Source organism: Candidatus Poriferisocius sp. (assembly GCF_965208475.1).
Classification (GTDB): domain Bacteria; phylum Actinomycetota; class Acidimicrobiia; order Acidimicrobiales; family Bin134; genus Poriferisocius.
Map to the genome: position 1 here is coordinate 3115885 of NZ_OZ242338.1, position 21669 is coordinate 3137553.

General features: G+C 64.3%; 20 protein-coding genes and 2 tRNA genes. 7 read left to right on the plus strand and 15 right to left on the minus strand.

The window, feature by feature from the left end:
- Positions 1–493 precede the first annotated feature (493 nt).
- The 3 genes from ACOGXA_RS14565 (at position 494) to ACOGXA_RS14575 (ending at position 2501) form a co-directional block, all read left to right on the plus strand.
- Positions 494–793 carry a hypothetical protein gene (locus ACOGXA_RS14565; RefSeq protein WP_419924581.1) on the plus strand — a complete coding sequence of 100 codons (300 nt, stop codon included), beginning with the start codon at positions 494–496 and terminating at the stop codon, positions 791–793.
- A complete protein-coding gene (locus tag ACOGXA_RS14570) occupies positions 790–1728 on the plus strand; it encodes a hypothetical protein (RefSeq protein ID WP_419924582.1) in 939 nt (312 codons plus the stop codon). Before ACOGXA_RS14565 ends, ACOGXA_RS14570 begins: the two co-directional genes overlap by 4 nt.
- Before the next feature lie 269 nt (positions 1729–1997).
- Positions 1998–2501 carry a transposase gene (locus tag ACOGXA_RS14575; protein ID WP_419924583.1) on the plus strand — a complete coding sequence of 168 codons (504 nt, stop codon included), beginning with the start codon at positions 1998–2000 and terminating at the stop codon, positions 2499–2501.
- A gap of 33 nt (positions 2502–2534) precedes the next feature.
- Here ACOGXA_RS14575 and ACOGXA_RS14580 read toward each other — a convergent pair whose 3' ends face one another.
- The 4 genes from ACOGXA_RS14580 to ACOGXA_RS14595 form a co-directional block, all read right to left on the minus strand.
- Positions 2535–4862 (minus strand): S8 family peptidase, encoded by a 2328-nt coding sequence (locus ACOGXA_RS14580; protein ID WP_419924584.1) that lies wholly within the window; start codon positions 4860–4862, stop codon positions 2535–2537.
- Positions 4859–5974, minus strand: a complete 1116-nt coding sequence (locus ACOGXA_RS14585) for an AAA family ATPase (RefSeq protein WP_419924585.1) — start codon at positions 5972–5974, stop codon at positions 4859–4861. The genes ACOGXA_RS14580 and ACOGXA_RS14585 overlap by 4 nt, the downstream gene beginning before the upstream one ends.
- Positions 5975–6175: 201 nt before the next feature.
- Positions 6176–6262: transfer RNA gene (locus tag ACOGXA_RS14590), tRNA-Ser, on the minus strand.
- A gap of 43 nt (positions 6263–6305) precedes the next feature.
- Positions 6306–6950 carry a nitroreductase family protein gene (locus ACOGXA_RS14595; protein WP_419924586.1) on the minus strand — a complete coding sequence of 215 codons (645 nt, stop codon included), beginning with the start codon at positions 6948–6950 and terminating at the stop codon, positions 6306–6308.
- Positions 6951–7213: 263 nt separating this feature from the next.
- Between ACOGXA_RS14595 and ACOGXA_RS14600 the strand changes: the two genes are divergently transcribed.
- The gene (locus ACOGXA_RS14600; protein ID WP_419924587.1) at positions 7214–8524 is read left to right on the plus strand and encodes an ATP-binding protein; all 1311 of its coding nucleotides are present in this window, start codon (positions 7214–7216) and stop codon (positions 8522–8524) included.
- 67 nt (positions 8525–8591) lie between these two features.
- Here ACOGXA_RS14600 and ACOGXA_RS14605 read toward each other — a convergent pair whose 3' ends face one another.
- Complete coding sequence (locus ACOGXA_RS14605; protein ID WP_419924588.1) at positions 8592–8849, minus strand: type II toxin-antitoxin system VapC family toxin; 258 nt, start codon at positions 8847–8849, stop codon at positions 8592–8594.
- A 40-nt stretch (positions 8850–8889) separates the two neighbouring features.
- Here ACOGXA_RS14605 and ACOGXA_RS14610 point away from each other — a divergent pair.
- Positions 8890–8980 (plus strand) — tRNA-Ser (locus ACOGXA_RS14610).
- 54 nt (positions 8981–9034) lie between these two features.
- Positions 9035–9790 carry an SDR family NAD(P)-dependent oxidoreductase gene (locus tag ACOGXA_RS14615; protein WP_419924589.1) on the plus strand — a complete coding sequence of 252 codons (756 nt, stop codon included), beginning with the start codon at positions 9035–9037 and terminating at the stop codon, positions 9788–9790.
- On the opposite strand, the gene ACOGXA_RS14620 is transcribed toward ACOGXA_RS14615, so the two are convergent.
- The gene (locus tag ACOGXA_RS14620) at positions 9787–10917 is read right to left on the minus strand and encodes a hypothetical protein (protein WP_419924590.1); all 1131 of its coding nucleotides are present in this window, start codon (positions 10915–10917) and stop codon (positions 9787–9789) included. The genes ACOGXA_RS14615 and ACOGXA_RS14620 overlap by 4 nt on opposite strands.
- A gap of 106 nt (positions 10918–11023) precedes the next feature.
- Here ACOGXA_RS14620 and ACOGXA_RS14625 point away from each other — a divergent pair, with 106 nt between their 5' ends.
- Positions 11024–12388 (plus strand): KamA family radical SAM protein, encoded by a 1365-nt coding sequence (locus tag ACOGXA_RS14625; RefSeq protein ID WP_419924591.1) that lies wholly within the window; start codon positions 11024–11026, stop codon positions 12386–12388.
- A 20-nt stretch (positions 12389–12408) separates the two neighbouring features.
- Here ACOGXA_RS14625 and guaA read toward each other — a convergent pair whose 3' ends face one another.
- The 9 genes from guaA to tsaE all read right to left on the minus strand — a co-directional run bounded on the left by guaA (position 12409) and on the right by tsaE (position 21669).
- The gene (gene guaA, locus ACOGXA_RS14630; RefSeq protein WP_419926992.1) at positions 12409–13965 is read right to left on the minus strand and encodes a glutamine-hydrolyzing GMP synthase; all 1557 of its coding nucleotides are present in this window, start codon (positions 13963–13965) and stop codon (positions 12409–12411) included.
- 161 nt (positions 13966–14126) lie between these two features.
- Entirely contained in the window at positions 14127–15290 is a 1164-nt protein-coding gene (locus tag ACOGXA_RS14635) for a GuaB3 family IMP dehydrogenase-related protein (RefSeq protein ID WP_419924592.1), read from the minus strand.
- A gap of 91 nt (positions 15291–15381) precedes the next feature.
- Positions 15382–16794 carry a pyridoxal phosphate-dependent decarboxylase family protein gene (locus tag ACOGXA_RS14640; RefSeq protein ID WP_419924593.1) on the minus strand — a complete coding sequence of 471 codons (1413 nt, stop codon included), beginning with the start codon at positions 16792–16794 and terminating at the stop codon, positions 15382–15384.
- 112 nt (positions 16795–16906) lie between these two features.
- Complete coding sequence (gene groL, locus ACOGXA_RS14645; protein ID WP_419924594.1) at positions 16907–18562, minus strand: chaperonin GroEL; 1656 nt, start codon at positions 18560–18562, stop codon at positions 16907–16909.
- Positions 18563–18567: 5 nt separating this feature from the next.
- Positions 18568–18858 carry a co-chaperone GroES gene (gene groES, locus ACOGXA_RS14650; RefSeq protein ID WP_419924595.1) on the minus strand — a complete coding sequence of 97 codons (291 nt, stop codon included), beginning with the start codon at positions 18856–18858 and terminating at the stop codon, positions 18568–18570.
- An 87-nt stretch (positions 18859–18945) separates the two neighbouring features.
- Entirely contained in the window at positions 18946–19995 is a 1050-nt protein-coding gene (gene tsaD / locus ACOGXA_RS14655) for a tRNA (adenosine(37)-N6)-threonylcarbamoyltransferase complex transferase subunit TsaD (RefSeq protein WP_419924596.1), read from the minus strand.
- A complete protein-coding gene (gene rimI / locus ACOGXA_RS14660; protein WP_419924597.1) occupies positions 19992–20474 on the minus strand; it encodes a ribosomal protein S18-alanine N-acetyltransferase in 483 nt (160 codons plus the stop codon). The genes tsaD and rimI overlap by 4 nt, the downstream gene beginning before the upstream one ends.
- 8 nt (positions 20475–20482) lie before the next feature.
- On the minus strand, positions 20483–21172 hold the full coding sequence (gene tsaB / locus ACOGXA_RS14665) for a tRNA (adenosine(37)-N6)-threonylcarbamoyltransferase complex dimerization subunit type 1 TsaB (RefSeq protein ID WP_419926993.1): 690 nt from the start codon (positions 21170–21172) through the stop codon (positions 20483–20485).
- Positions 21166–21669 (minus strand): tRNA (adenosine(37)-N6)-threonylcarbamoyltransferase complex ATPase subunit type 1 TsaE, encoded by a 504-nt coding sequence (tsaE, locus tag ACOGXA_RS14670; RefSeq protein WP_419924598.1) that lies wholly within the window; start codon positions 21667–21669, stop codon positions 21166–21168. The genes tsaB and tsaE overlap by 7 nt, the downstream gene beginning before the upstream one ends.

A 21669-nucleotide genomic window follows, 5' to 3' on the forward strand; every position in this document is an offset into this window, starting at 1 on the left:
TCGCCACTTGATCTTGTTAGCTCAACCAGGGGTTTTGAAGACATATAACAGAGCGTTGCTCGTCGTCCCACAGGAAACGTGTCGGCGTTCCACAGGCGTAACATATTACTTGCTGCTGGTCGGCTGGACGTTTCTAATGTTTTCCCTGTTGAGAGCCTTGTGGCTAAGGCGGTTGGGGATTGGCCGATGTTATGACGCGCTCAGAAGTCTCATGGAGAGACGCTGCATTCCACAATGGGGTTGACAGGACGCTCAAACACCGTGGTCTAGGCGGCACAGGCGAGGCAATACAGGTGGCAGCTGTCGGACTGAATCCGTCTTTGGGCAGTTCCCGGCGCACCCTCAGGTTGGACGGTACTGACTTGCTTCGGGAATGACCGCCGGAAAACCCAGCGGACCCGCACGAGCGCTCGTGGGAGACTCGGCACGCAAAGGCCGGCCCGCTTCGGCGCTGCCCTATCCCCGAGGAGGCTCCCCCCACTATGAAGTCTCAATGCACAGCGACGACCTAGCGGCATGCCAGGACAATGAAGGGCACCCTGCCGTCAAAGTGGTCATGCTCGCCGCGTGGACAGCTGCCCTAGCCGATGCGGCCAATCAGACAGCGTTTGCCGGAGGAGATTCCGACGACGAGGAGAAAGAGCCGCTCGGCCTTCAGCTGGCCGCAATGATCAAAGACGCCGACCCCGAGTGTCCGGCACCCGGCGAGGAGGACTATGACCCGATTCGCGCCGCGACTCTGCTTGCCGGAAGCCAGCTAGTCGTCTTCGACGAACAGGATGACGTCCCATGACCGTTGAACGCCCTGTGGCTGAGCAGACGTCAACCAGTTTCAGCGTCTGGCAGCAGTCAATGGTCGACAAGAAGCGCCAGGACCGGCCCAGCCACGAACTGGTCGGTCGCCAACAGCAGTTCTTGAAGGCGGCGAACGGATCGTCTTCATTGCTGGCCGATTATCTGATCGGCCGTCTCAACATTGAGGAGGAGGCCCTAGCCCAGGCACCGGCACTCGATGGTGTGACGTCAGACGAGATGAACAAGACCCCACTCATCTGGGAGCAACATGTCGGCTCCCAGCTATCTGGCATATTGCCGATACAGGCAATATCCAGTCCCTGGTGGTACATCTGCCACGCTGCTTGGCTGCGAGGCGGCGTTTTCCCTGACCCGCCGAACTCCACATTCAAGGCCCGTGTCGGACAGGAGACGCTAGAGAAACCTGCTGACAGAACCAGCTTCAAAGAAAAGCAGACCTTGGATACTGCCACCAGAAACCTGCTGCGCGGCTTGGGCGGGCTACCACACATACGCCACGTCAAGGCCGTGGCGACCGATCCGCCTATCGCGAGAGCGCACTGGAGGTACCGACTCGGGGCCGAAGCCGCTGCTAACGCACCCCCAGAGTCGGGGCTGACGGCAGAGAGCTGCCACGAGTTGCTGCACCGCAGTTCTTGGGTTCAGTTCATTGACCGGTCTCAGATGAAGTACAGCGCTGTCCTAGCGCCGAAGGCGCTGGCGGCAGTGTGCGCGATCGCCGCCCACGATCCGAAAGGCATACGCGAATACCACCTACAGGCAGTGGCCAGACGCTGTCTGCAGGCGCATCCCGACCTGATTAACTGGCAGGCACTAACCCAGGTGCCTGAGGAGCCGGAGACACCCAGGGCGAAACCGCCGTCGCGGAAAACTGCGAAGAAACGCGGGAAAAAGCGTTCCCGAAGGCGATAGAGAAGCTCAGGCCCGATCGAACACTCCCCCATCAGGGGGCACTCAGAATTCGTGGGCAAGTTCAGTCGAAGGGGGCGATTGAGAGCAATGTAGCGTTGTGGGCCGAATTCCTGTCCTGATCTGTGCCGTACTCGTTTCGCAGATCCGCTGCGCCATGTCGACCTGAGACTGGCTCGCCAGAACGCGCACGATGGTGTCCCTGCCTTTGGCGGTGGGGGTGATCGTCACCGGGTGCCCTTTGAGCGCCTTTTGGGCGGACTTGACGAGCTATGGAACCTCAGCTCTCTGCTCATATTCCTCTTCGAGGGCTTCGAGTACCTTCCTGCAAGTCGCCTCGATCAGCGATTCCGCCGAATTGCTCGACCGCCACGGCACCTCCTTGTGCGACGGAGCCAGGCGTCGGCCCCATCGCCGCCGCCACCCTGGTGTGCGAGGTCGGCGACCCCGCCGCTTCGACCGCGAGCCCCGAGTTCGCCCGCTGGTGTGGCACAGGTGCCGTCGCTCTCTCATCGGGCGAAAGCACGGCCAACCCCGTTAAGCACCGGCTCGACTTCAGAGGCAACCGGCGCGTCAACAGCGTGCTGCACATCGCGTCGGTCTCCCAGCAGCGCAGCCGGCCCGACGCGGCCGCGTACCTCGCGCGCAAAGCCACAAAATGCAAAACCGGACGAGAAGCCCGCCGAGCCCACAAACGCCACCTCGCCAACCGCGTCATCCACCGAATGTGGCGCGACGAACAAACCCGAGAACAACCTCTCGCACCCGCCGTTTGACGAGGGAGCGTCCGAGTGCCGCTAATAGGCCCGCTAGTTGTTGATTGCGGTCGTGATTTGGGGTTCGTTTGCGACGTCGAGCCGGCTCAATATGGGATACGCGGCCTCGACGTCCGAGTAGAGCGTGTCAACTTTGGGGGAGATGACCGATACGACGAGCGTGAACTCGAGGGGTGCAGCCGATGACTGGAGCAGACCCGACTTCCGGGCGACGTAGGAGAGGTCAAGGCGAGGATCTAGTAGAGACTTTGCCTGCATCGATAGGTCGATTCGGCGGATCGTTTCCCACTTCCCACCCTCTCGGAGTTCGATTTCGCTCCCAGAGGTCCCGGGTAGGGCCTTGCTGACTGGGTGGCCGCTGATGTTGTAGCCGTCGGCTATGAGCTTGGTTGCGATTTCGGGTTCGGTGCCGATATTGACGGTCTTGCTCTTCTTGCCTTTGGAGAATCGGAACTTGTCGGTATGGGGACGGAACACCGGCTCGATCGTCGCCTGTGTGTACTCGAGTGGCTGCGCCGGCTCGACTGGCGAGGCGAACGCCATCGTAAGTCGGAGCTTGACCGACCCCGAAACGATGGACCTTGGGACCGGTAGTCGAAACGAGAGGAGTTCGTGGCGATGAAGCTTGCTCTGGTAAAGCAAGTGAACTTCGTTCGCTGCGCATTGAAGCCCTGAGGCGTAGTCGAGGGCGAAGCGCCCGTGTCCAGTTTTGACGCAGACGTCCTCGCCTGGGCGACGTTCTGCAAAGTGAATGGCAAAGGAGCGCAGTGTATTGGCTGACTTCCATTCGTTCCCAAGGATTGCACCGAGGCGGGAGAGCGCGTTGGTGGTGATGGGTCCGGAGAAGCTGGTCCCTTGGGTTTCCCGGAGTTGCTGATTTGCGTGGAGGCCGTAGAACGGCCGATCGGCCTTCAGGCTGCCGCCAAACTGTACGCCGCTGGGTTGTATGCGGCTGCCGTTACGGCCGGGGCCGACTGCGGAGTACCAGGTCCGCTCCCACCCTTTCGAGTGCGGTTCGTCGCATGCGCCAACGGATATTCCGTTGGCCATGTCGGCGGGAGATTGCACCCTATTGAGACCAGTCTGTTCATCCTCGGCGCCGTTATTGCCGGCGGCAACCACGAAGAGCACATCGTGTTCGTAGGCAATGCGGTCCAGCGTGCTTGTCCAGCGATTCGGCTCGCCGGCGTCTTCGACGCTTACATCCACGCCGATGCTGAGATTGACGATTGGGTAGTGGGTTTTGGTGAGAACGGCTTCGATCTGGTCGAGGACCCAGTAGACGTGGACGTCTTCGTCGCCGGGTGATCCGGGGAAGACGCGGTAGTGATGCGCAGCCGAGGCGGGACGCGACGCTCTCTCGCCGGGCGTGAGGACCCCATAGATCGCGCTTCCGGTTACGGCTGTTCCGTGGCTAGTTGCCTCGTGGCTTTCGGGCTCATTCGTCACATTGGTGATCGCGACCGAATCGAGTAGGGAGTTCTCCTGCATACCACCGTCGAAGACGGCGATCGTGTGTGCGCCCTCTGGCGCTGACTCTTCGGGCGGTAGCACTGTGGGCGGTGCGGCGCGAAGGAAAGTTGTTGGCAGCGGCCGGAGCACGGGCATGGGTCGAAGGGAACGTAGAGGGTTGAACTGCGACGCCTGCTGGACGCCCTCGGGGCCGAGCCTCACAGGGACGAAAGTCAGGCCGGCCTCTGTCCGCCGGTAGTCGTCGACAACCTGGCCGCCAAGGTTCGCAATCCAGGAGATCCATTTCTCGAACGTCTCGTCGTCGGTGGCAACGAGGTCACCCGACTGGTCTATTTTCAATGGGTTGAGCACGGCCTCCCACACGTCGGCGTCGCGTGGGGCCGTTCCCAGAACCTCTGTGTTGTTGGCCATCCGGATTTCGGAGATCTCTCGGAGCTGTTCGAACACGTTGCGTTGGCTCTTTCCGCCAGTGCCAGCGCTCTCGATAATATCGCTGAGTCTCGCCGCGCCTTCTTCGGGCCCTGCGACGATGAGCGATTTGGTCGTGGTGGGTTCGGACGTCGTTGCAGTCACGTATATGCCGGGAGCAGCACGCGATCCGACGGCGACTAGTCCAGCGGCCGCGAGCAGTTGGGCGGGGAAGTGGCTGGCCGCGAGATAGTTCGGTAGCAGCGTGGTTTGGAAATAGCGCGCAGTACCGAGAGCCTCCTGGGGCAGCTGACTGAAGCGATCGGCGAGCTCGGTAACCATCGGGGTGAGCACGCTCGCCGCGGCTTCCGCAGTCATGGGGTGGTATTTGTCTCCGCCTCCGGAGTTGACCTGGTCAACCTCAAGTATGAGACGTTCGCCTCCAACGAGAATCGGCCGAGGGTCGTTTGGTTGACTCATTGATCGTCCCTTCCATTGAACCGTCGGATGGCCGCCCCGACTGTTGGGTGGGAGACACCGAAGATCTTTGCGATTCCCCGATTCGACATGTTCCAGCGGACACTGAGTTCGTTGATGGCGAGGTCTCGATCGAACGCTTCGCCGCGGAGCCGCATTGCGCGGACAACCAATGCTCGCTCAAGCGGAACGTCGTCGGTCAGCGATTCCCGCCGCGCCGAACGAATGAGCCGCTCAATTTCGGCGGGGCTCACCTCGGCGGTAGCTTCAGCCACGAGCGTTGTTACCCAGTCTGGACTGCCGGTGTCATTCAACAACGTCTTCACGAGCCCGACGCGAACTGTGTTCGTCGGCAACCCAAGGTCGATGACCATTTCGAAGCGGCGCACGACTGCGGTGTCAAGCAGGTGAGCGTGGTTCGTGGCCGCGATGAGCAACCGCTCGCGCGGCCACTGATCGAGTTCGAGGAGCATCACGTTCACAATTCGCTTGAGCTCTCCGATGTCGGATGAGTCATCACGTCGCTTGGCCACGGCGTCGAACTCATCCATGAGAAGAATCCCGTCTACTTCCAAGGCCGCTTGCATCGCGTCCCGCAGGTTCTTGCCCGTGCCGCCCAGCAGGCTTGAGATCACTTCGGCGAGATTCACAGTGGCTAGCGGGAGTCCAAGTTTGGCTGCGATGTGGTGTGCGAGGAGCGTCTTCCCGACTCCGGGAGGGCCGCTCACAAGAACGGTGTTGGCTGCGGAAAGTCCGGCGCTCGCTAGACGGGTACTCCCAGTCCATTGCGCCAGCAGTTGGTGGACCTCGGCATTGGGCTCGGCATCCAAGAAGAGCTCCGGCAGCGCCTCGGTGTTGGGATGTGCCCAGTGGACAAGATCCTCGCCTGAGATCGTCTCGAGCGTGTCTACCGATCTAAAGGCAGGCCGATTGGGGCTCCCGATCATCGCCTCGCCCAGGCGTTGTCGAAATGCTTTGCTGTCAGGGAGCTCATCGGGCAGTTCGCGGGAAATGCGATTGGCCAGCTGACGAACCCCGGCGCCGTTTCCACCGACACCAACACGCACTACATCGAGGAGGGCTGTTTCTAAGAAGTGGTAAATACTATCGATCATATCTCTGAACTTACCAGAGTACCCTCTCTTGTCAACAGCAGGATTGCTTAGAAATGGAAAGTATCGTGCAAATAGAGTAGCTCTTACCAGTCATGAAAGAGGCCTTCGTGGTTCTCGTACCAGAGTGTCATCTGACGCAAGCGGTCCGCCGCACCTTGGACCTTGCGTCGTCGAAGGCGCAACTGCCTGACACACCCGGAGCGGAGGGAGGGGGATTCGAACCCCCGGGACCCCGGAAGGCCCTACGGCTTTCAAGGCCGTTGCAATCGTCCGCTCTGCCATCCCTCCGAGGGCGAGATTAGTAGCCCTGGGGTGGGGTTGACGGGGTGGATTAGGCCCAACGGTTCCAGGCGATGATCTCGTCGAGGTCTCTGCGGGCGGGGGGCTTGAGGTCGTCGCCCAGCAGGTAGGCCACCGGGATGAGGCAGGTTTGGAGGTAGTCGTCGGGAATGTCGAGCAGGGCGGCCACCTCGTCGGCGGCCAGCAGGTGGGCGGTGGTGAAGGTGGAGGCCAGGCCCCGGCTGTGAAGGGCAAGCTGGAAGCTCCATACCGCGGGCAGGATCGACCCGAACAGGCTGGTCGTCCAGGCGAGTTCAAGGTCGGGGTCGAGTTGGCCCTGGATGCAGGGGATGACCAGGGCGGGCACTTCGTGGAAGCGCTCGGCCAGGTAGAGCACTGCCTCGGAATGGCGGACTCCGGCGGCATCTCCATCGGCCTGCCGCCGCTCCAAGAGCTCCTCCATGGGCGGAACGATGCCCGCTCGATAGTGATCGGCGATGGCCGCCCTAGATTCGGGATCGGTCACGATTACCCAGCGCCAGTCCTGGGCGTTGGACGCGTTGGGGGCATATGAGGCCAGGCCCAGGCACTCCTGCAAGATCTCGGGATCCACCGCCCGGTCAAAGTCCAGCCGCCGCCGCACCGACCGAGTGGTGGACAGCAGCCGATCGGTGATTTCGGTGTCAAAGGGAGTCATAGGCCGTTGCATTCGGGCTGACGGGTCGTTACCCTACGAAAAGCTATCGGAACCGGCATCGATCCCGAAATAGGGGATCAAGGGTTCCCTCTGACATCGTTGTCGCCGTCGGCTGAAGGCGGGCCCGCATCTAGGCATCTTCCAGCAAAGAACTCCATGCGTCGGCTGGCCAACTGCCACTTTATCGGCTGACCAACTGCCACTTTATCGGCGTATGAATAATTCTGCCAGTATGATGGAGTGCTCTGAAGTCGGAGAGCACCATGGATTCCGTCGATATCGACCCTGACGGTTGTGGCACGAGCGACATCGCTCCGGCCGGGTACCGTCCACGGCTGGTGGACGAGCGGATGAGCGCAGCGCTTCGGGCGATGCCCGCCGTGGTCGTCGAAGGTCCCCGAGCGTGCGGCAAGACATGGACCGGGCGACGATTTGCGGCCAGTGCCGTCTATCTCGACGAGCGGGCCAGTGCTTCACTGACAGCGGGAATGGACCCGGCGTCGATCCTCGACGGGGCGACGCCCCGACTGCTGGACGAGTGGCAGCTCGCTCCCGCAGTGTGGAACGCCATGCGTCGCGCCTGTGACGCGCGCGGCCAGCGGGGACAGTTCATCCTCACCGGCTCTGCCGATCCGCCCGACGACATCACCCGTCATTCGGGAGCCGGCCGGATCATGCGAGTGCCAATGCGCACGATGAGTCTGTTCGAGAGCGGGGAATCCAGCGGTGACGTGTCGTTTCAAGGCCTGATCGACGGTGAGGCATGCACTGCCGCCGACGGGGGTCTCTCGCTGGGCGATGTGCTGGCGCTTGCGTGCCGCGGTGGATGGCCCCAGCAGCTCGACGCCGATCTGCCGACCGCGGCGGACGCTGCGACCGCCTACCTCGACGAGATCAGCCGTACGGATGTGTCGCGAGTCGACGGCGTCGAACGCGATCCGATTCGGGTGCGCAGATTGCTGGTATCGATTGCGCGAAACGTGGCTACCGAGGTACGGCACACCGTGCTCGCCGCTGACACCGCGGCCGCAGGAGAGCCACCACTGGAGCGACGCACCGTTGCGGGCTATCTCGCGGCATTGGGGCGCTTGTTCGTCGTCGAGGAGATTCCTGCATGGCGGCCGCACATCGCCTCACGAGCGCAGGTCCGCAATGCCGCCAAGATCCATTTCGTCGATCCCTCGCTCACCGCAGCAGCGCTGCGGACCACCGTCGGCACTCTGATGAGCGACCTCAGCTTCGCCGGGAGGCTGTTCGAGTCGATGGCTCTGCGCGACTTGCAGGTTTATGCTGAGGCGAATCGGTGCTCATTGTCGCACTATCGCGACAGCCACCAGCTAGAGGTCGACGCCATCATCGAGCACGCCGACGGGCGCTGGGCTGCGGCCGAGATCAAGCTCGGGGTACCCGACGCGATCGACAAGGGCGCCGAATCGCTCTTGCGACTGCGGGCCAAGCTGAAGGGAGGCCGGACTGGCCCGCCCGCACGGCTCGCAGTCATAACCGCCATTGGCTACGCCTACGAGCGGCCCGATGGTGTTTGCGTAGTCCCGCTCACATCAATGAGGCCATAGCACCCGCGCGCCTTTGGGCATCAGTTCGAATCCATCACTATGCGCAGGCCTTCCTCGATGACGGCTTTCAGTTTATTTGGATGTGGTGGACGGTGATATCGAGGCCGGGTGATCGGGCCAGCCGGCCGTCGGCGGTCAACAATGGGACTCCCAGGGCGCGGGTGGTGGCGACGTAGAAGGCGTCGTAGGACCTGATGTTGCTGTAGTGCTGCCATGCCAACAGCGCCAGGGCTCGATGGGAGATGCGATCAATGGGCCATAGCGCTAAATCGCTGAGGGCCGTCACTGCTCGGTCCTCGTCTTGGCGTTTGGTCCGGCAATCCACAAGGCCAGGCCGAGGGTGAGCCGCTAGTGTGGGATGGCCTGGAGAGGTGGCCGAGTCCGGTTGAAGGCGCTTCCCTGCTAAGGAAGTAACTGCCGCAAGGTGGTTCGTGGGTTCGAATCCCACCCTCTCCGCTCGTTGCTGGTTGCCCGCGGTTGGGGTGGTTGGCCGGGATAGTGTTCGACGCCATGGGATTGCTTGACGGGAAGACGGCCATCGTTACCGGAGGGGGCCAGGGAGTGGGTCGGGGGATCGCCTTGGCCCTGGCCGTTGAGGGCGCCGGGGTCACGGTGGCGGCCCGCACTGAGTCGAAGGTGCAGGCGGTGGCGGCTGAGATCGCCGAGCGGGGCGGGTCGGCCTTGGCGCTGGTGTGCGACGTGAACGAACTGGACGATATCGAGGCGTGCGTGGACCGCACCGTGGAACACTTCGGCACCGTCGACATCCTGGTGAACAACGCCCAGCAGGTGCCCCACGGGCACTTGCTGGAGGTGAGCGATGAGGCGTGCATGGCGGCGTGGACCTCCGGTGCGCTGGCCTCCATCCGGTTCATGCGGCTGTGCCACCCGTACTTGAAGGACGGCGGGGTTATCATCAACCAGGGCTCGGGGTCGAGCCTCAAGACCGATCCCAGCGGCATGGGGGTGTACGCCGGGGTGAAGTCGGCCATCCAGTCGATCACCCGGGCGGCGGCGATGGAGTGGGGGGCCGACGGCATCCGGGCCATCACCCTGATGCCGGTGGCCATGTCGCCCGCCATGGAGGACTGGAAAGGCTTCAACCCCGAAGGTTTCGCCGCCCTCCAAGAGCGATTCGCCCTCAAACGAGTAGGCGACGCCGAGATCGACATCGGCCGAGTAGTCGCCTTCCTATGCAGCGACACTGCCGGCTACATGACCGGCACCACCGTCAATATCGACGGCGGCGACGCCTACCTCCGCTAGCTGGCGGGGGCTATATGCCCTTCGAGGCCGTAGGGTCGGTAGGGGCCGAAGATGGATTGCTCTAGGACGCCGATGCCTTGGCGGTCGCCCATGCGGACTTTCATGAGGTGCTGCACGTGCTGGTTCTCGAAAGCGTTTTCGTCTACGTCGGCCAGCTTCCAGCGCTCTGACTCCATGGCCAACTCGCCCTTCCAGTCGCCGTGCGACCAGGTGGGGTGGCTGTAGCCGATGCCCTTCATGCGGTAGGTGAACTGCTTGTCGAAGGTGATCTCGTGGCGGGTGTCGTCTTCCAGCGAAGTCATGGCCAAAGTGGCGCTTTTGATCATGCGGCTGCCGGGCTCGAACTCCAGTTGGTGCTCAAGGCGGTGCATGGGCTCGACGCCCGGGTCCTCCACGCCGGGGTTCTCGGCGAGGGAGTCGTAGGCGGGCAAGAAGGCGCCCACGTGGAACCGGGGTCGGCCCAGGGTGTCCTCAAAAAGCTGGTAATGGCTGCACATGTCATCCCAGTGCAGGGGGGCCCACAGGAAGAACAGCCCCATGGCCCGCGGTGCTTGGGGCGCGCCCCGGTTGTCGCCGCCGGCCACCGGTCGGACGCCCCAGGAGCGGTCTTTGGTGCCGTAGGTCTCGGTGCGGTCGATCTCCATGCGCTGGCCGTCGTATTCGATCCAGCCGTGCCAGCGGCCGAACTGGGTGAACCGGGTGGTGTCCATGATGCGGCGAGTGCCGTCGGCCCAGTGGTGGCGGGGCTCCTCGATGGCCGCGGTACGGGCCTCGAAGGTGAGATCGGCGGCGAAGTCGGTGTCGTTGGGCGCCAGCACCACCCGGCAGGCCCTCATGGGCTCGGTGATCTCCAGGTTGAAGGGGCCGACGCTCAGGTCAGTGGGCTCAGGATTGGCCCGGGCCGAGGCGTGGAAGGCGTGTTGCACGCCGTTGTGGACGATGCTGATGCCGCAGTCCTGGATGTCGAGGTGGGGATAGCGGGCGGTGCCCACCCCGAGATACATGTCGCCGACTTTGGAGTAGCCGTTGAACCAGTAGCGCTCGTAGAAGTCCTTCTCCCCGGTAACCGGGGTGGAGATGGGGTCGGGGGTCTGGTGGATGGGGAAATCGTCGAATTTGGTCAGCACCCGCCTATGGTGGCAGACCGGCATCCCTCAACAAATGTCGGAGGGGCTGGTACCATCAACAGTAACTCTGACAAATCGACGGCATCCTCATAGGGAGGCACTCACCATGAGCACCGGCAACGGCGAGCAGCACACCTTTCGCACCTTCCAACTCCGCAACCTCGAAGACACCCCCGGGTTCGACCGGCTGAGCGACCACCAGAAAATGGTGACCCGCGTAGTGGGCTCGGTGCTCCCGTTCAAGACCAACAACTACGTGTGCGAGCAGCTCATCAACTGGGACAAAGTCCCCGACGATCCCATGTTCCAGCTCACCTTCCCCCAGGAGGGGATGCTCGATCCCCGGCACTTCACCCAAATAGCCGACCTGATCAGAGCCGAAGTGCCCGCCGCAGAGTTGAAGGCGGCTGCTCGGGAGATTCAGCTGGGCCTGAACCCCCATCCTGCCGGCCAGGTGGAGATGAACGCCGGTTACCTGGAGGAGGAGGTGGTGCAGGGCGTGCAGCACAAGTACCGGGAGACGGTGCTGTTCTTCCCCACCCAGGGCCAGACCTGCCACGCCTACTGCACCTACTGCTTCCGGTGGCCGCAGTTCGTGCAACTAGACGACCTGAAATTCGCCAGCAAGGAGATCGACCGGCTGGTGGCCTACCTCAAGCTCAACCCCACGGTGTCCGATGTGCTGTTCACCGGGGGCGACCCGATGATCATGCGCACTGAGCTGATCCGCCGCTATGTCGAGCCGCTGATGGCTGAAGACCTGGAGATCAACACCATCCGGTTCGGGACCAAGGCCCCGGCCTATTGGCCCTACAAGTTCACCGAGGGAGATGAAGCCGACGACCTGCTGCGGCTTTTCGAGGAGATCGTGGCCTCCGGCCGCCACTTGGCCATCATGGCCCATTATTCGCACCCGGTGGAGCTGGCCACCGACGCTTCCCGCGAGGCTCTGCGGCGCATCATCGAGACCGGTGCGGTGGTGCGGTGCCAGGCCCCGCTGATTCGCCATGTGAACGACAGCGCCCGGGCCTGGGCCGACATGATCTCCACCGAAGTAGCCCTGGGAGCAGTGCCCTACTACATGTTCGTGGAGCGCGACACCGGGGCCAAGCGGTATTTCGAGGTGCCGCTGGTGGAGGCCTACCAGATCTACACCGATGCCTATAAGCAGGTGTCGGGCCTGGCCCGCACCTGGCGGGGCCCGTCGATGTCGGCCACTCCGGGCAAGGTACTGGTGGACGCGGTTACCGAGATCGGCGGCGAGAAGGTGATCGCGTTGAAGTTCGTCCAGGCCCGCGACCCGGATTGGGTGAATCGACTGTTCTTCGCCGCTTATGACGAGAAGGCGTCGTGGTTGGACGAGCTACGCCCGGCGTTCGGCGAGGAGAAGTTCTTCTGGACCGACGAGCTGAACAACATGAAGACCGACACGCCTCAGCGGGTGCAGCTCATCACCACTCGGGCTGCCTAGCTGCTAGCTAGCTGCGGGGCTCACTCCCACTCGATGGTGCCGGGGGGCTTGGAGGTGATGTCGTAGGCCACTCGGTTGATGCCGTCTACCTCGTTGATGATCCGGCTCGACATCTTCTCCAACAGCTCATAGGGAAGCCGGGCCCAGTCGGCGGTCATGGCGTCTTCGCTGGTCACTGCCCGTATCACCGCCACCTGCCCGTAGGTGCGCTCGTCGCCCATCACCCCCACGGTGCGGATGTCGGGCAGCACGGCGAACGCCTGCCAGATCTCCCGCTCCATCCCGGCGGAGGTGATCTCGGCTCGGACGATGGCGTCGGCTCGGGACAAAAGCGACACCTTGGCCGGGGTGACTTCGCCGATCACCCGCACTCCGAGCCCAGGCCCGGGGAAGGGATGGCGCCAGACGATCTCGTCGGGCAGGCCCAGTTCGCGGCCCACGTCCCGCACCTCGTCTTTGAACAGGTCGCGCAGCGGCTCCACCAACTCGAAGTCCATCTCCTCGGGGATGCCGCCCACGTTGTGGTGGCTCTTGATCTTGGCCGCTGAGTCGGAGCCCGACTCGATCACGTCGGGATACAGCGTGCCCTGCACCAGATAGGCGGCCCCGTCGACCTGGTTGGCGGCCTCCTCGAAGATGCGGATGAACAGCTCGCCGATGATCTTGCGCTTCTCCTCGGGGTCGATCACCCCCATCAGGGCATCGAAGAACCGCTCGGCGGCTTCCACCGCGATGAGCTCGATGCCCTGGGAGCGGCGGAAGGCGTCGATCACCTGCTGGCCCTCGTTCTGGCGCATGAGGCCGGTGTCGACGAACACACAGGTCAGCTGGTGGCCCACCGCCCGGTGGACCAGAGCGGCGGCTACCGCGGAGTCCACCCCGCCGGACAGGCCGCACACCGCTCGGCCCTTGCCGATCTGGGCCTGGATGGCGGCCACCGCCTCGTCGATGAACGACTCGGTGGTCCATGATGGGACCAGCCCGGCGCCCCGGTACAAGAACCGCTCCAGCACCGCCTGCCCCCCCGGCGTGTGGGCCACCTCGGGATGGAACTGGACCCCGAAGATGCGCTGGGCGGGGTGCTCGAGGGCGGCCACCGGGGCCTGGGGGGTGGAGGCGGTGACCGCAAAGCCGTCTGGCGGGGTGGAGATGGAGTCGAAGTGGCTCATCCACACCGAGCGCTCGGTGTCGTCCTCGGGGCCGAACAGGATGCCGGGGCTGCTCACGCTCATGGGGGTGCGGCCATATTCGCCGACCCCGGTGCGGGACACCTCGCCGCCGAGTTGGGCCGCGATGAGTTGGGCGCCGTAGCAGATGCCCAGCATGGGTATGCCCAGGCCGTAGATGCCGGGGTCGATGCGGGGCGATCCCTCAACGTGGACCGACTTGGGGCCGCCGGAGAAGATCACCGCGCCGGGCTGGCGGGCGGCGATCTCGTCGGCGCTGATGGAGTGGGGGACGATCTCGCTGTAGATGTGGGCTTCGCGCACTCGGCGGGCGATGAGCTGGGCGTACTGGGCGCCGAAATCCACCACCAAGACCAGATGGTCTCGGCTGGCGCCGTCGGCTGTGCTCATGGCCGCCGATAATCCGTCGGCTGTGCTCATGGCCGCCGATAATCCGTCGGCTGTGCTCATGGCCGCCGATAATCCGTCGGCTGTGGACATGGCCGCCGATAATCCGTCGGCTGTGCTCATGGCCGCCGATAATCCGTCGGCTGTGGACATGGCAGAAGGGTTCAACGGCCCATTCCGATGCCCTGGGAGCGCTGGAGGGATTTGCCCTCGGTTTGCAGGGAGGGGGCAATCATGATGTCGGCCTTCTGGAACTCCTTGAGCGTGCCGTAACCGCAGGTGGCCATGGAGGCGCGCAAACCACCGAACAGGTTGAGGCGGCCGTCGTTCTCCCGGGCCGGTCCCACCAGGACCTCCTCCAGGGTTCCCCGGGGGGTGGTCTGCACTCTGGCGCCGCGGGGAAGGGTGGGATGGAAGGTGGCCATGCCCCAGTGATGGCCCCGGCCGGGGGCCTCGTGGGCGGCGGCCAGCGGGGAGCCGATCATCACCGCGTCGGCCCCGCACACGATGGCCTTGGCGATGTCGCCCCCGGTGGCCATGCCCCCATCGGCGATGATGTGGACATACACCCCGGTCTCGTCGAGATGGCGCATCCGAGCGGCCCGGGCGTCGGCGATGGCGGTGGCCTGGGGCACGCCGATGCCCAATACGCCTCGGGTGGTGCAGGCCTGACCCGGCCCCACGCCCACCAGGATGCCGGCGGCGCCGGTGCGCATGAGGTGAAGGGCGGCGTCGTAGCTGGCGCAGCCGCCCACGATCACCGGGATCTCCAGGCGGCGGACGAACTGCTTGAGGTTCAGCGGCTCGTGGTTCTTGGACTTGTGCTCGGCGGTGACCACCGTGCCCTGGATGACCATGAGATCGAGCTCGGCGGCCAGCATGTGGGGGGCCAGTTGCTCGGTGCGCTGGGGGGTGACCGAGGCGCAGGAGACCACCCCGGCGTCGTTGATCTGGCGGATGCGCTCGACGATCAACTCGGGCTTGATCGGCTCGGCGTACAGCTCCTGCATCCGCAGGGTGGCCTTCTCCGGGGTTTGGGCGGCGATCTCGTCGAGGATCGGCTCGGGATCGTCATAACGGGTCCAGAGTCCCTCCAGATTGAGCACCCCTACGCCTCCGAGACGTCCGATGGCGATGGCGGTTTCGGGGCTGACCACACCGTCCATGGCCGAGGCCATGAGCGGCAAATCGAAGCGGTAGGCGTCGATCTCCCAGGCGATGCTCACATCCTCGGGGTCGCGGGTGCGGCGGGTGGGGACGATGGCGATGTCGTCGAACCCGTAGGCCCTCCGTGCGGTCTTGCCCAGCCCGATCTCAATCTCGGCCATCGCGACGCCCCTTTTGCCTGGAAACCAAGAATTCTAAAGCCTTCTGGCTTGTTATAGAGGGATTTACTCCCTCACCAGAAGGTAGGCGAAATCAGGCGGCCGATTGGATCAGATTCCAGAGTTCCTCGACATGTTGGCGCTCGGTTTGGGGGCTGCCGATGGCCGCCCTGAGGGTGAAGCGGCCGTCGAGGGTGGTGTGGCTCATGAAGGCTCGACCGGACTTGTTCACGGTGTCCATGATGCGGCGACTGGCCTCGTCGCCGTCGGTGTGGCGGAAGCACACCAGGCTGAGCACCTGGGGGGCGGCCAGTTCGAATCGGTCGTCAGCCTCGACCCAGTCAGCCAAGTCGGATGCCCAGGCGATGTGGCGGCGAACATGGGCCTGGAGCCCTTCGGTGCCGTAATGGCGGATCACAAACCAGAGCTTTAGTGCCCGAAAGCGTCGACCGAGCGCCACTGTCCAGTCTCGGTAGTCCACTGCCTCATGCTCGGAGTCGGCGGTGGCTGCCGCCGCGGTGCCATCGCTCAGATACTCGGCTTCTACGGCCATGGCGTTCAGGAGGTCGGCTCGGTCGGCCACATAGAACACCGAGCAGTCCAAGTTGGTGAGCATCCACTTGTGGGGGTTGAACAGGTAGCTGTCGACGTCTTCCAAACCGGCGTTGAGGAATCGCATTTCCGGGCACAGCGCGGCGGTCCCGGCAAAGGCGGCGTCGACATGGATCCAGGCGTCGAAATTGGATGCCACCCAGGCCAATTCGGGTATGGGATCGATGGCGGTGGTGGAGGTGGTGCCGACAGTGGCGCCCACGAAAAAGGGGATCAGTCCGTCGCTTCGGTCTTTGACAATCTCATAGGCCAGGTGGTCGGCCCGCATGGCGTAGTCGGGGGTGGTGGCGATTGGCCGAATGCGGCTGTCGGCAATGCCCGCCACCCGCAGCCCCTTGGCGATGGAATAGTGGGCTTGGTCGGAGGTATAGGCCACCATCTGGTCGAGCTTGTCGTTGCCTCCGGCTTTCGTCCGAGCAGCGAGGATGGCGCACAGGGTGCTGGAAGAGGCACCGTCGGTGATCACGCCATTGCCCCGAAACGCCTCGGGCAGGCCAAGGGCAGTGACCAGCCAGTCCAACATGTGCTGCTCCAACTCGGTGACCGAAGGCCCTGTGGTCCACATGGCCCCATGAGCTCCCAGGCTGGCCGATATCAACTCGCCCAGCGCAGATGGACCGCTGGTGTTGGCCGGGAAATAGCCGTACATGCCCGGTGCCTGCCAGTGGGTCGTGCCGGGCAGGATCACCCGGTCGAGATCGGCCAGCACATCAGCGAAGTCCTCGCCGTGGGTCGGCGGCTCAGCCGGCAAATTGCCCCGAACGTGGCCCGGTTCGATATCAGCCATCACCGGCAGATCACCGAGGCGGGCCATGTAATCGGCCACCCAGTCCACCGCCTGGTAGCCCGCTTGGCGAAACTCCTCCGGGCTCATGTGTTTTGGTCGCTCAGCCATGGTTGTCATTGTGGCCGATGGGCCTGTGGGGAATGAACTGGGGGCCACCCCGCTTCGCAGCGATGGTGGCCCCCAGAGTCTGTTCTTTGGGTGGTTGATGTGCGCCGGTCGGCTACATCATGCCGCCCATTCCCCCCATTCCTCCCATGCCGCCCATGGGGTCGCCACCAGGGGGCATCGGGGGGCCGGGGGGCTCGGGCTTGTCGGCCACCAGGGCCTCGGTGGTGAGCAGCATGGCGGCGATGGAGGCCGCGTTCTGCAAGCCGGCCCGGGTCACTTTGGCGGGATCAATGACACCGGCGGCCACCAAATCCTCGGTGGTGCCAGTGGCGGCGTTGAACCCGATTGTGCCATCGGTGGCCGCGATGTCGCGCACCACCACCGAGCCCTCGTAGCCCGCGTTTGAAGCGATGAGAGAGCACGGCACAGACAGGGCTTCAAGTACGATCTTGGCGCCGGTGGCCTCATCGCCGCTCAAGGCGTCGACCGCATCTGACACCGAAGGCCGGGCCCGCAGCAGGGCGGTTCCGCCCCCGGCGACCACGCCTTCCTCGATGGCGGCTCGAGTGGCCGACAAGGCGTCTTCGATCCGGTGCTTCTTCTCTTTGAGCTCCACTTCGGTGGCGGCGCCCACCTGCACCACGGCCACACCGCCGGCCAGCTTGGCCAAACGCTCTTGGAGCTTCTCCCGATCCCAGTCGGAGTCGGTGTTGTCGATCTCCTGGCGGATCTGGGCTACCCGGCCCTCTACATCGGCCTTGGCGCCTGCGCCCTCCACGATGGTGGTGTCGTCTTTGGTCACGATCACCTTGCGGGCGGTGCCCAACAGATCGAGGGTGACGCCGTCCAAGTTGAGACCTACCTCCTCGGCCACCACTTGGCCGCCGGTGAGGATGGCCATGTCTTGGAGCATGGCCTTGCGGCGCTCGCCGAAACCGGGGGCTTTGACGCCCACCGAGTTGAACGTGCCCCGGATCTTGTTGACCACCAGGGTGGCCAGGGCTTCGCCCTCCACATCCTCGGCGATGATCAAGAGCGGCTTGCCGGTTTGCATGACCTTCTCCAGCACGGGCAGCAAATCCTGCACCGAGCTGATCTTGCCCTGGTTGAACAGGATGTAGGGCTCGTCGAGGACGGCCTCTTGGCGCTCGGCATCGGTTACGAAGTAGGGGGACAAGAAGCCCTTGTCGAACTGCATGCCCTCCACGAAGTCGAGTTCCATGCCGAAGGTGTTGGACTCCTCCACGGTGACCACGCCGTCCTTGCCCACCTTGTCGATGGCCTCCGCGATGACGTTGCCGATGGCCTGATCGGCGGCCGAGATGGAGGCCACCTGGGAGATCTCCTCTTTTTGGGAGATGTCCTGGGCCTGGTCGGCCAGCGAGTCGACCGCCGCGGCCACTGCCTTTTCGATGCCCCGCTTGAGGCTCATCGGATTGGCGCCGGCGGCCACGTTGCGCAGACCGTGGCGGACCATGGCCTGCGCCAGCACGGTGGCCGTGGTGGTGCCGTCACCGGCGATGTCGTTGGTCTTGGTGGCCACCTCTTTGATGAGCTGGGCGCCCATGTTCTCGAACTTGTCTTCGAGTTCCACCTCGCGGGCGATGGACACGCCGTCGTTGGTGATGGTAGGGGCGCCGAACTTCTTGTCGAGGACCACATTGCGGCCCTTGGGCCCAAGGGTCACCTTGACCGTGTCGGCCAGTTGGTTGACGCCGGATTCGAGGCCGCGGCGAGCCTCTTCTCGGAATTTGAGTATCTTCGTCATCGGGGCTACTTGACGAGGGCGAGCACGTCGCGGGCCGACAGGATCAGCAGATCCTCGCCGTCGACGGTTATCTCGGTGCCGCCGAATTTGCTGTAGACCACGGTGTCGCCGACGGAGACGTCCACCGGGATCAGATCACCGGTGTTCTCCGACCGCTTGCCCGGGCCGACGGCGAGAACCTCGCCCTGCTGGGGCTTCTCTTTGGCGGTGTCGGGGATAACCAGGCCGCTGGCGGTCATCTCTTCTGACTCGCCGGGGCGGACAACGATTCGGTCATCAAGGGGCTTTAGAGCCATTTTGGCCTCCAAGGGGTTGATATTTGAGCGTTAGCACTCTCGATGGGCGAGTGCTAAGAGTAGGCCGTGGACGGCTTGGAGGCCAACTCAGGGTGTCGGTTCACCGGGCAAGATGAAAGGGAGGGGGAGGTTGGGATCGGCGCCGGCTTCCAGAGACGAGGGGCCGTCGAGCTGAAGCCGCTGCCAGCCGGCCGCAGCCACCATGGCCGCGTTGTCGGTACACATGGAGCGGCTGGGCAAGAAGCCGCTGATGCCTGCGGCCACACAGGCATCGAGCATGCGCTCCCGCAACGAGGAGTTGGCCGCCACCCCGCCGGCCAAGCAGAGCCCCTTGGCCCCGAACTCTGCGGCGGCCTTGCGGGCCTTGTGGACCAGCACATCCACCACCGCCTCTTGGAAGGAGGCCGCGATGTCGGCCACATCGTGTTCAGGGTGGGTTCGGACGTGGTTGACCACCGCGGTCTTGAGGCCGCTGAAGGAGAAGTCGTAGCCGTTGTCGCGCATGGGGCGGGGGAAGGCCACCGCCTCGGAATTGCCGGTTATGGCCAGGCGGTCGATGACCGGTCCGCCGGGATAGCCCAGGTCCATGAAGCGGGCCACCTTGTCGAACGCCTCTCCGGCGGCGTCGTCCAGAGTCTGGCCGATGAGGCGGTAGCGGCCGAACGCCTCCATGAGGACCAACAAGGTGTGACCCCCGGAGACCAGCAGCACCACCACCGGCAGCTCCAAGTCGGGCTCCTCCAGGAACGAGGAATACAGGTGGGCTTCCAGATGGTTCACCGCCACGAACGGCACATCCCAGACCAGGGCCAGAGACTTGGCCGCGCTGACCCCCACCAGCAGTGCGCCGATGAGCCCGGGCCCGGCGGTGGCGGCGACCGCCTCCACATCGCGATTGCCCAAACCGGCTTCGATCACTGCCTGGGCGACCACCGGAGTGAGCAACTCCACATGGGCTCGGCTGGCGATTTCCGGCACCACCCCGCCGTAGCGGGCGTGCAGATCCACTTGGCTGCTGACCACCGACGACAGGATGTCGGAGGGGCCCGACACCACGGCCGCCGCGGTCTCGTCGCACGAGGTCTCGATGCCCAACACGATGGCGGGGGAATCAATAGGAGTTTGCCGGGTGGTCATGCGCAATCCAGTTCTACCGCGATGTTGATGAGGCGGTTGGCGTAGTCGGTTTGGTGGATGCCGTCGGCTCGCATCACGATGGCATCGGGGGAGAGGCCCGTGTCGGTGTAGTAGCCCCGGTGGACGCCCACCGGGGCGAGCCCGAAGCGCCGGTACAGGGCTTGGGCGGCGGGATTGTCGGCGGCCACCTCCAAGACCAGGCTGGTTCTACGACGGCGAGCGGCCAGAGCGAGGGCCAGAAAGAGGCGGGCGCCGATGCCCCGCCCTCGCCAATCGGCGGCCACCGTCACCGTAGTGATGTGGGCCTCGCCCTTTTCGAAGGCCACACCGCCGTGGCCGGCGACTCGATTGCGGCGGGCAATCAGGTAGAGCCGGTCATCGGTGCGGGCCAGTTCCGACTCGTAGACATCCCGGGACCAGGGAACCGGGTAGCACTGGGCGTCTATGGCCATGACCTCTGGCAGGTGTTCGGTGGTCATGGGAACGATCATCGGGTCTTCCAGTTCATATCGGCGTCGGGATTCCGAAGATAGATCGGTCGCAGATCCCACGGCTTGACGAACTCCTCTCGCAACGCCCGGGCGTGGGCCAGCTGCACCAGCGAAGCGGCCGAGGGATGGGCCAGGCCCTGTTCGGCGATGTCGGTTTTTTGGAGTCCGGCGAACACCTCGCTGTAGCGGCGGGCGCCGTCGCCCACGAGCAGTACCTCTTCGCCGGCGGCCAGCAGTTCGGAGGCCAGATCGTCGGGGGTTCCCACCTGGGGCTCTGACACCCTCTGGACTCCGCCGGGCACTTGGCGGTAGAAGGCGTGGAATAGCTCGTTGCGCCTGGCGTCGATGGCCGCCACGATCAAGCGGTTGGCGTGGCGCACCGCGAAAGCCAGCAGGTCGAGGCTGGACACCCCGATCATCGGGACGCCCAAGGCGTAGGCCATGGCCATGGCGCTGGAGATGCCCACTCGCAGGCCGGTGTACAAGCCGGGGCCGAGGTCCACGGCCACACAGCCCACATCGCGCAGGTTGATGCGGGCCTGGCGGGCCACGAACTGGATCTGGGGGGTGATGTTCTCCGCGTGGCGGCGGCCTCGGGCACTGTGGGCCGAAGCCAGCACCCCCTCGTGTCCGCCTAGGGCGCATCCCACCTGCTGGGTGGCAGATTCTATGCCCAAGATCAACACGGGGGTTCCCCAGTCCACTGTCTGATCGCAGTGGCCAGCGCGCTGGACCGGGCCTGCCAGCGGGATCCCGTCAGGGCCAGCGTCACCGTCCGCTCATCGGGGGAGCTGTTGGCGCCCTCGACAAAAGTCAGCGCCACTTCGAGATAGTCGCTGGGAAGGGTTTGGCGGATGGCATCACCCCACTCGATGAGGGTCACCCCATCGCTGTCGAGCAGTTCGGGCAGGCCCAGGTCGAGCACCTCGGAGATCTGGTCGAGCCGGAAGACGTCCAAGTGGTGGAGGAGCAGCCGCCCGCGGTATTCGCGGGCCAGGGTGAAGGTGGGACTGGTCACCGGCCCGTTGATGCCCAAGCCGGCGGCGAACCCCTGGGCGAAGGTTGTCTTGCCGGCGCCCAAATCGCCCACGAGCAGGACCAGGTCGCCCGGTCGGGCCAACTCGGCCAAGGCGGCGGCCAGGCGCTTCGTTTCTTCGGGAGAGCTGGTGTGGGCTCGGATCAT

Coding starts and splice junctions, on each gene's coding strand:
- ACOGXA_RS14595 (WP_419924586.1), bottom strand. CDS start 6,950: ATGACTCCCTTTGACACCGAAATCACCGATCGGCTGCTGTCCACCACT.
- ACOGXA_RS14625 (WP_419924591.1), top strand. CDS start 11,024: ATGAGCACCGGCAACGGCGAGCAGCACACCTTTCGCACCTTCCAACTC.
- groL (WP_419924594.1), bottom strand. CDS start 18,562: ATGACGAAGATACTCAAATTCCGAGAAGAGGCTCGCCGCGGCCTCGAA.
- ACOGXA_RS14580 (WP_419924584.1), bottom strand. CDS start 4,862: ATGAGTCAACCAAACGACCCTCGGCCGATTCTCGTTGGAGGCGAACGT.
- rimI (WP_419924597.1), bottom strand. CDS start 20,474: ATGACCACCGAACACCTGCCAGAGGTCATGGCCATAGACGCCCAGTGC.
- ACOGXA_RS14635 (WP_419924592.1), bottom strand. CDS start 15,290: ATGGCCGAGATTGAGATCGGGCTGGGCAAGACCGCACGGAGGGCCTAC.
- groES (WP_419924595.1), bottom strand. CDS start 18,858: ATGGCTCTAAAGCCCCTTGATGACCGAATCGTTGTCCGCCCCGGCGAG.
- ACOGXA_RS14615 (WP_419924589.1), top strand. CDS start 9,035: ATGGGATTGCTTGACGGGAAGACGGCCATCGTTACCGGAGGGGGCCAG.
- ACOGXA_RS14570 (WP_419924582.1), top strand. CDS start 790: ATGACCGTTGAACGCCCTGTGGCTGAGCAGACGTCAACCAGTTTCAGC.
- guaA (WP_419926992.1), bottom strand. CDS start 13,965: ATGAGCACAGCCGACGGCGCCAGCCGAGACCATCTGGTCTTGGTGGTG.
- ACOGXA_RS14575 (WP_419924583.1), top strand. CDS start 1,998: ATGGAACCTCAGCTCTCTGCTCATATTCCTCTTCGAGGGCTTCGAGTA.
- ACOGXA_RS14565 (WP_419924581.1), top strand. CDS start 494: ATGCACAGCGACGACCTAGCGGCATGCCAGGACAATGAAGGGCACCCT.
- ACOGXA_RS14585 (WP_419924585.1), bottom strand. CDS start 5,974: ATGATCGATAGTATTTACCACTTCTTAGAAACAGCCCTCCTCGATGTA.
- ACOGXA_RS14640 (WP_419924593.1), bottom strand. CDS start 16,794: ATGGCTGAGCGACCAAAACACATGAGCCCGGAGGAGTTTCGCCAAGCG.
- tsaD (WP_419924596.1), bottom strand. CDS start 19,995: ATGACCACCCGGCAAACTCCTATTGATTCCCCCGCCATCGTGTTGGGC.
- tsaE (WP_419924598.1), bottom strand. CDS start 21,669: ATGATCCGAGCCCACACCAGCTCTCCCGAAGAAACGAAGCGCCTGGCC.
- ACOGXA_RS14600 (WP_419924587.1), top strand. CDS start 7,214: ATGGATTCCGTCGATATCGACCCTGACGGTTGTGGCACGAGCGACATC.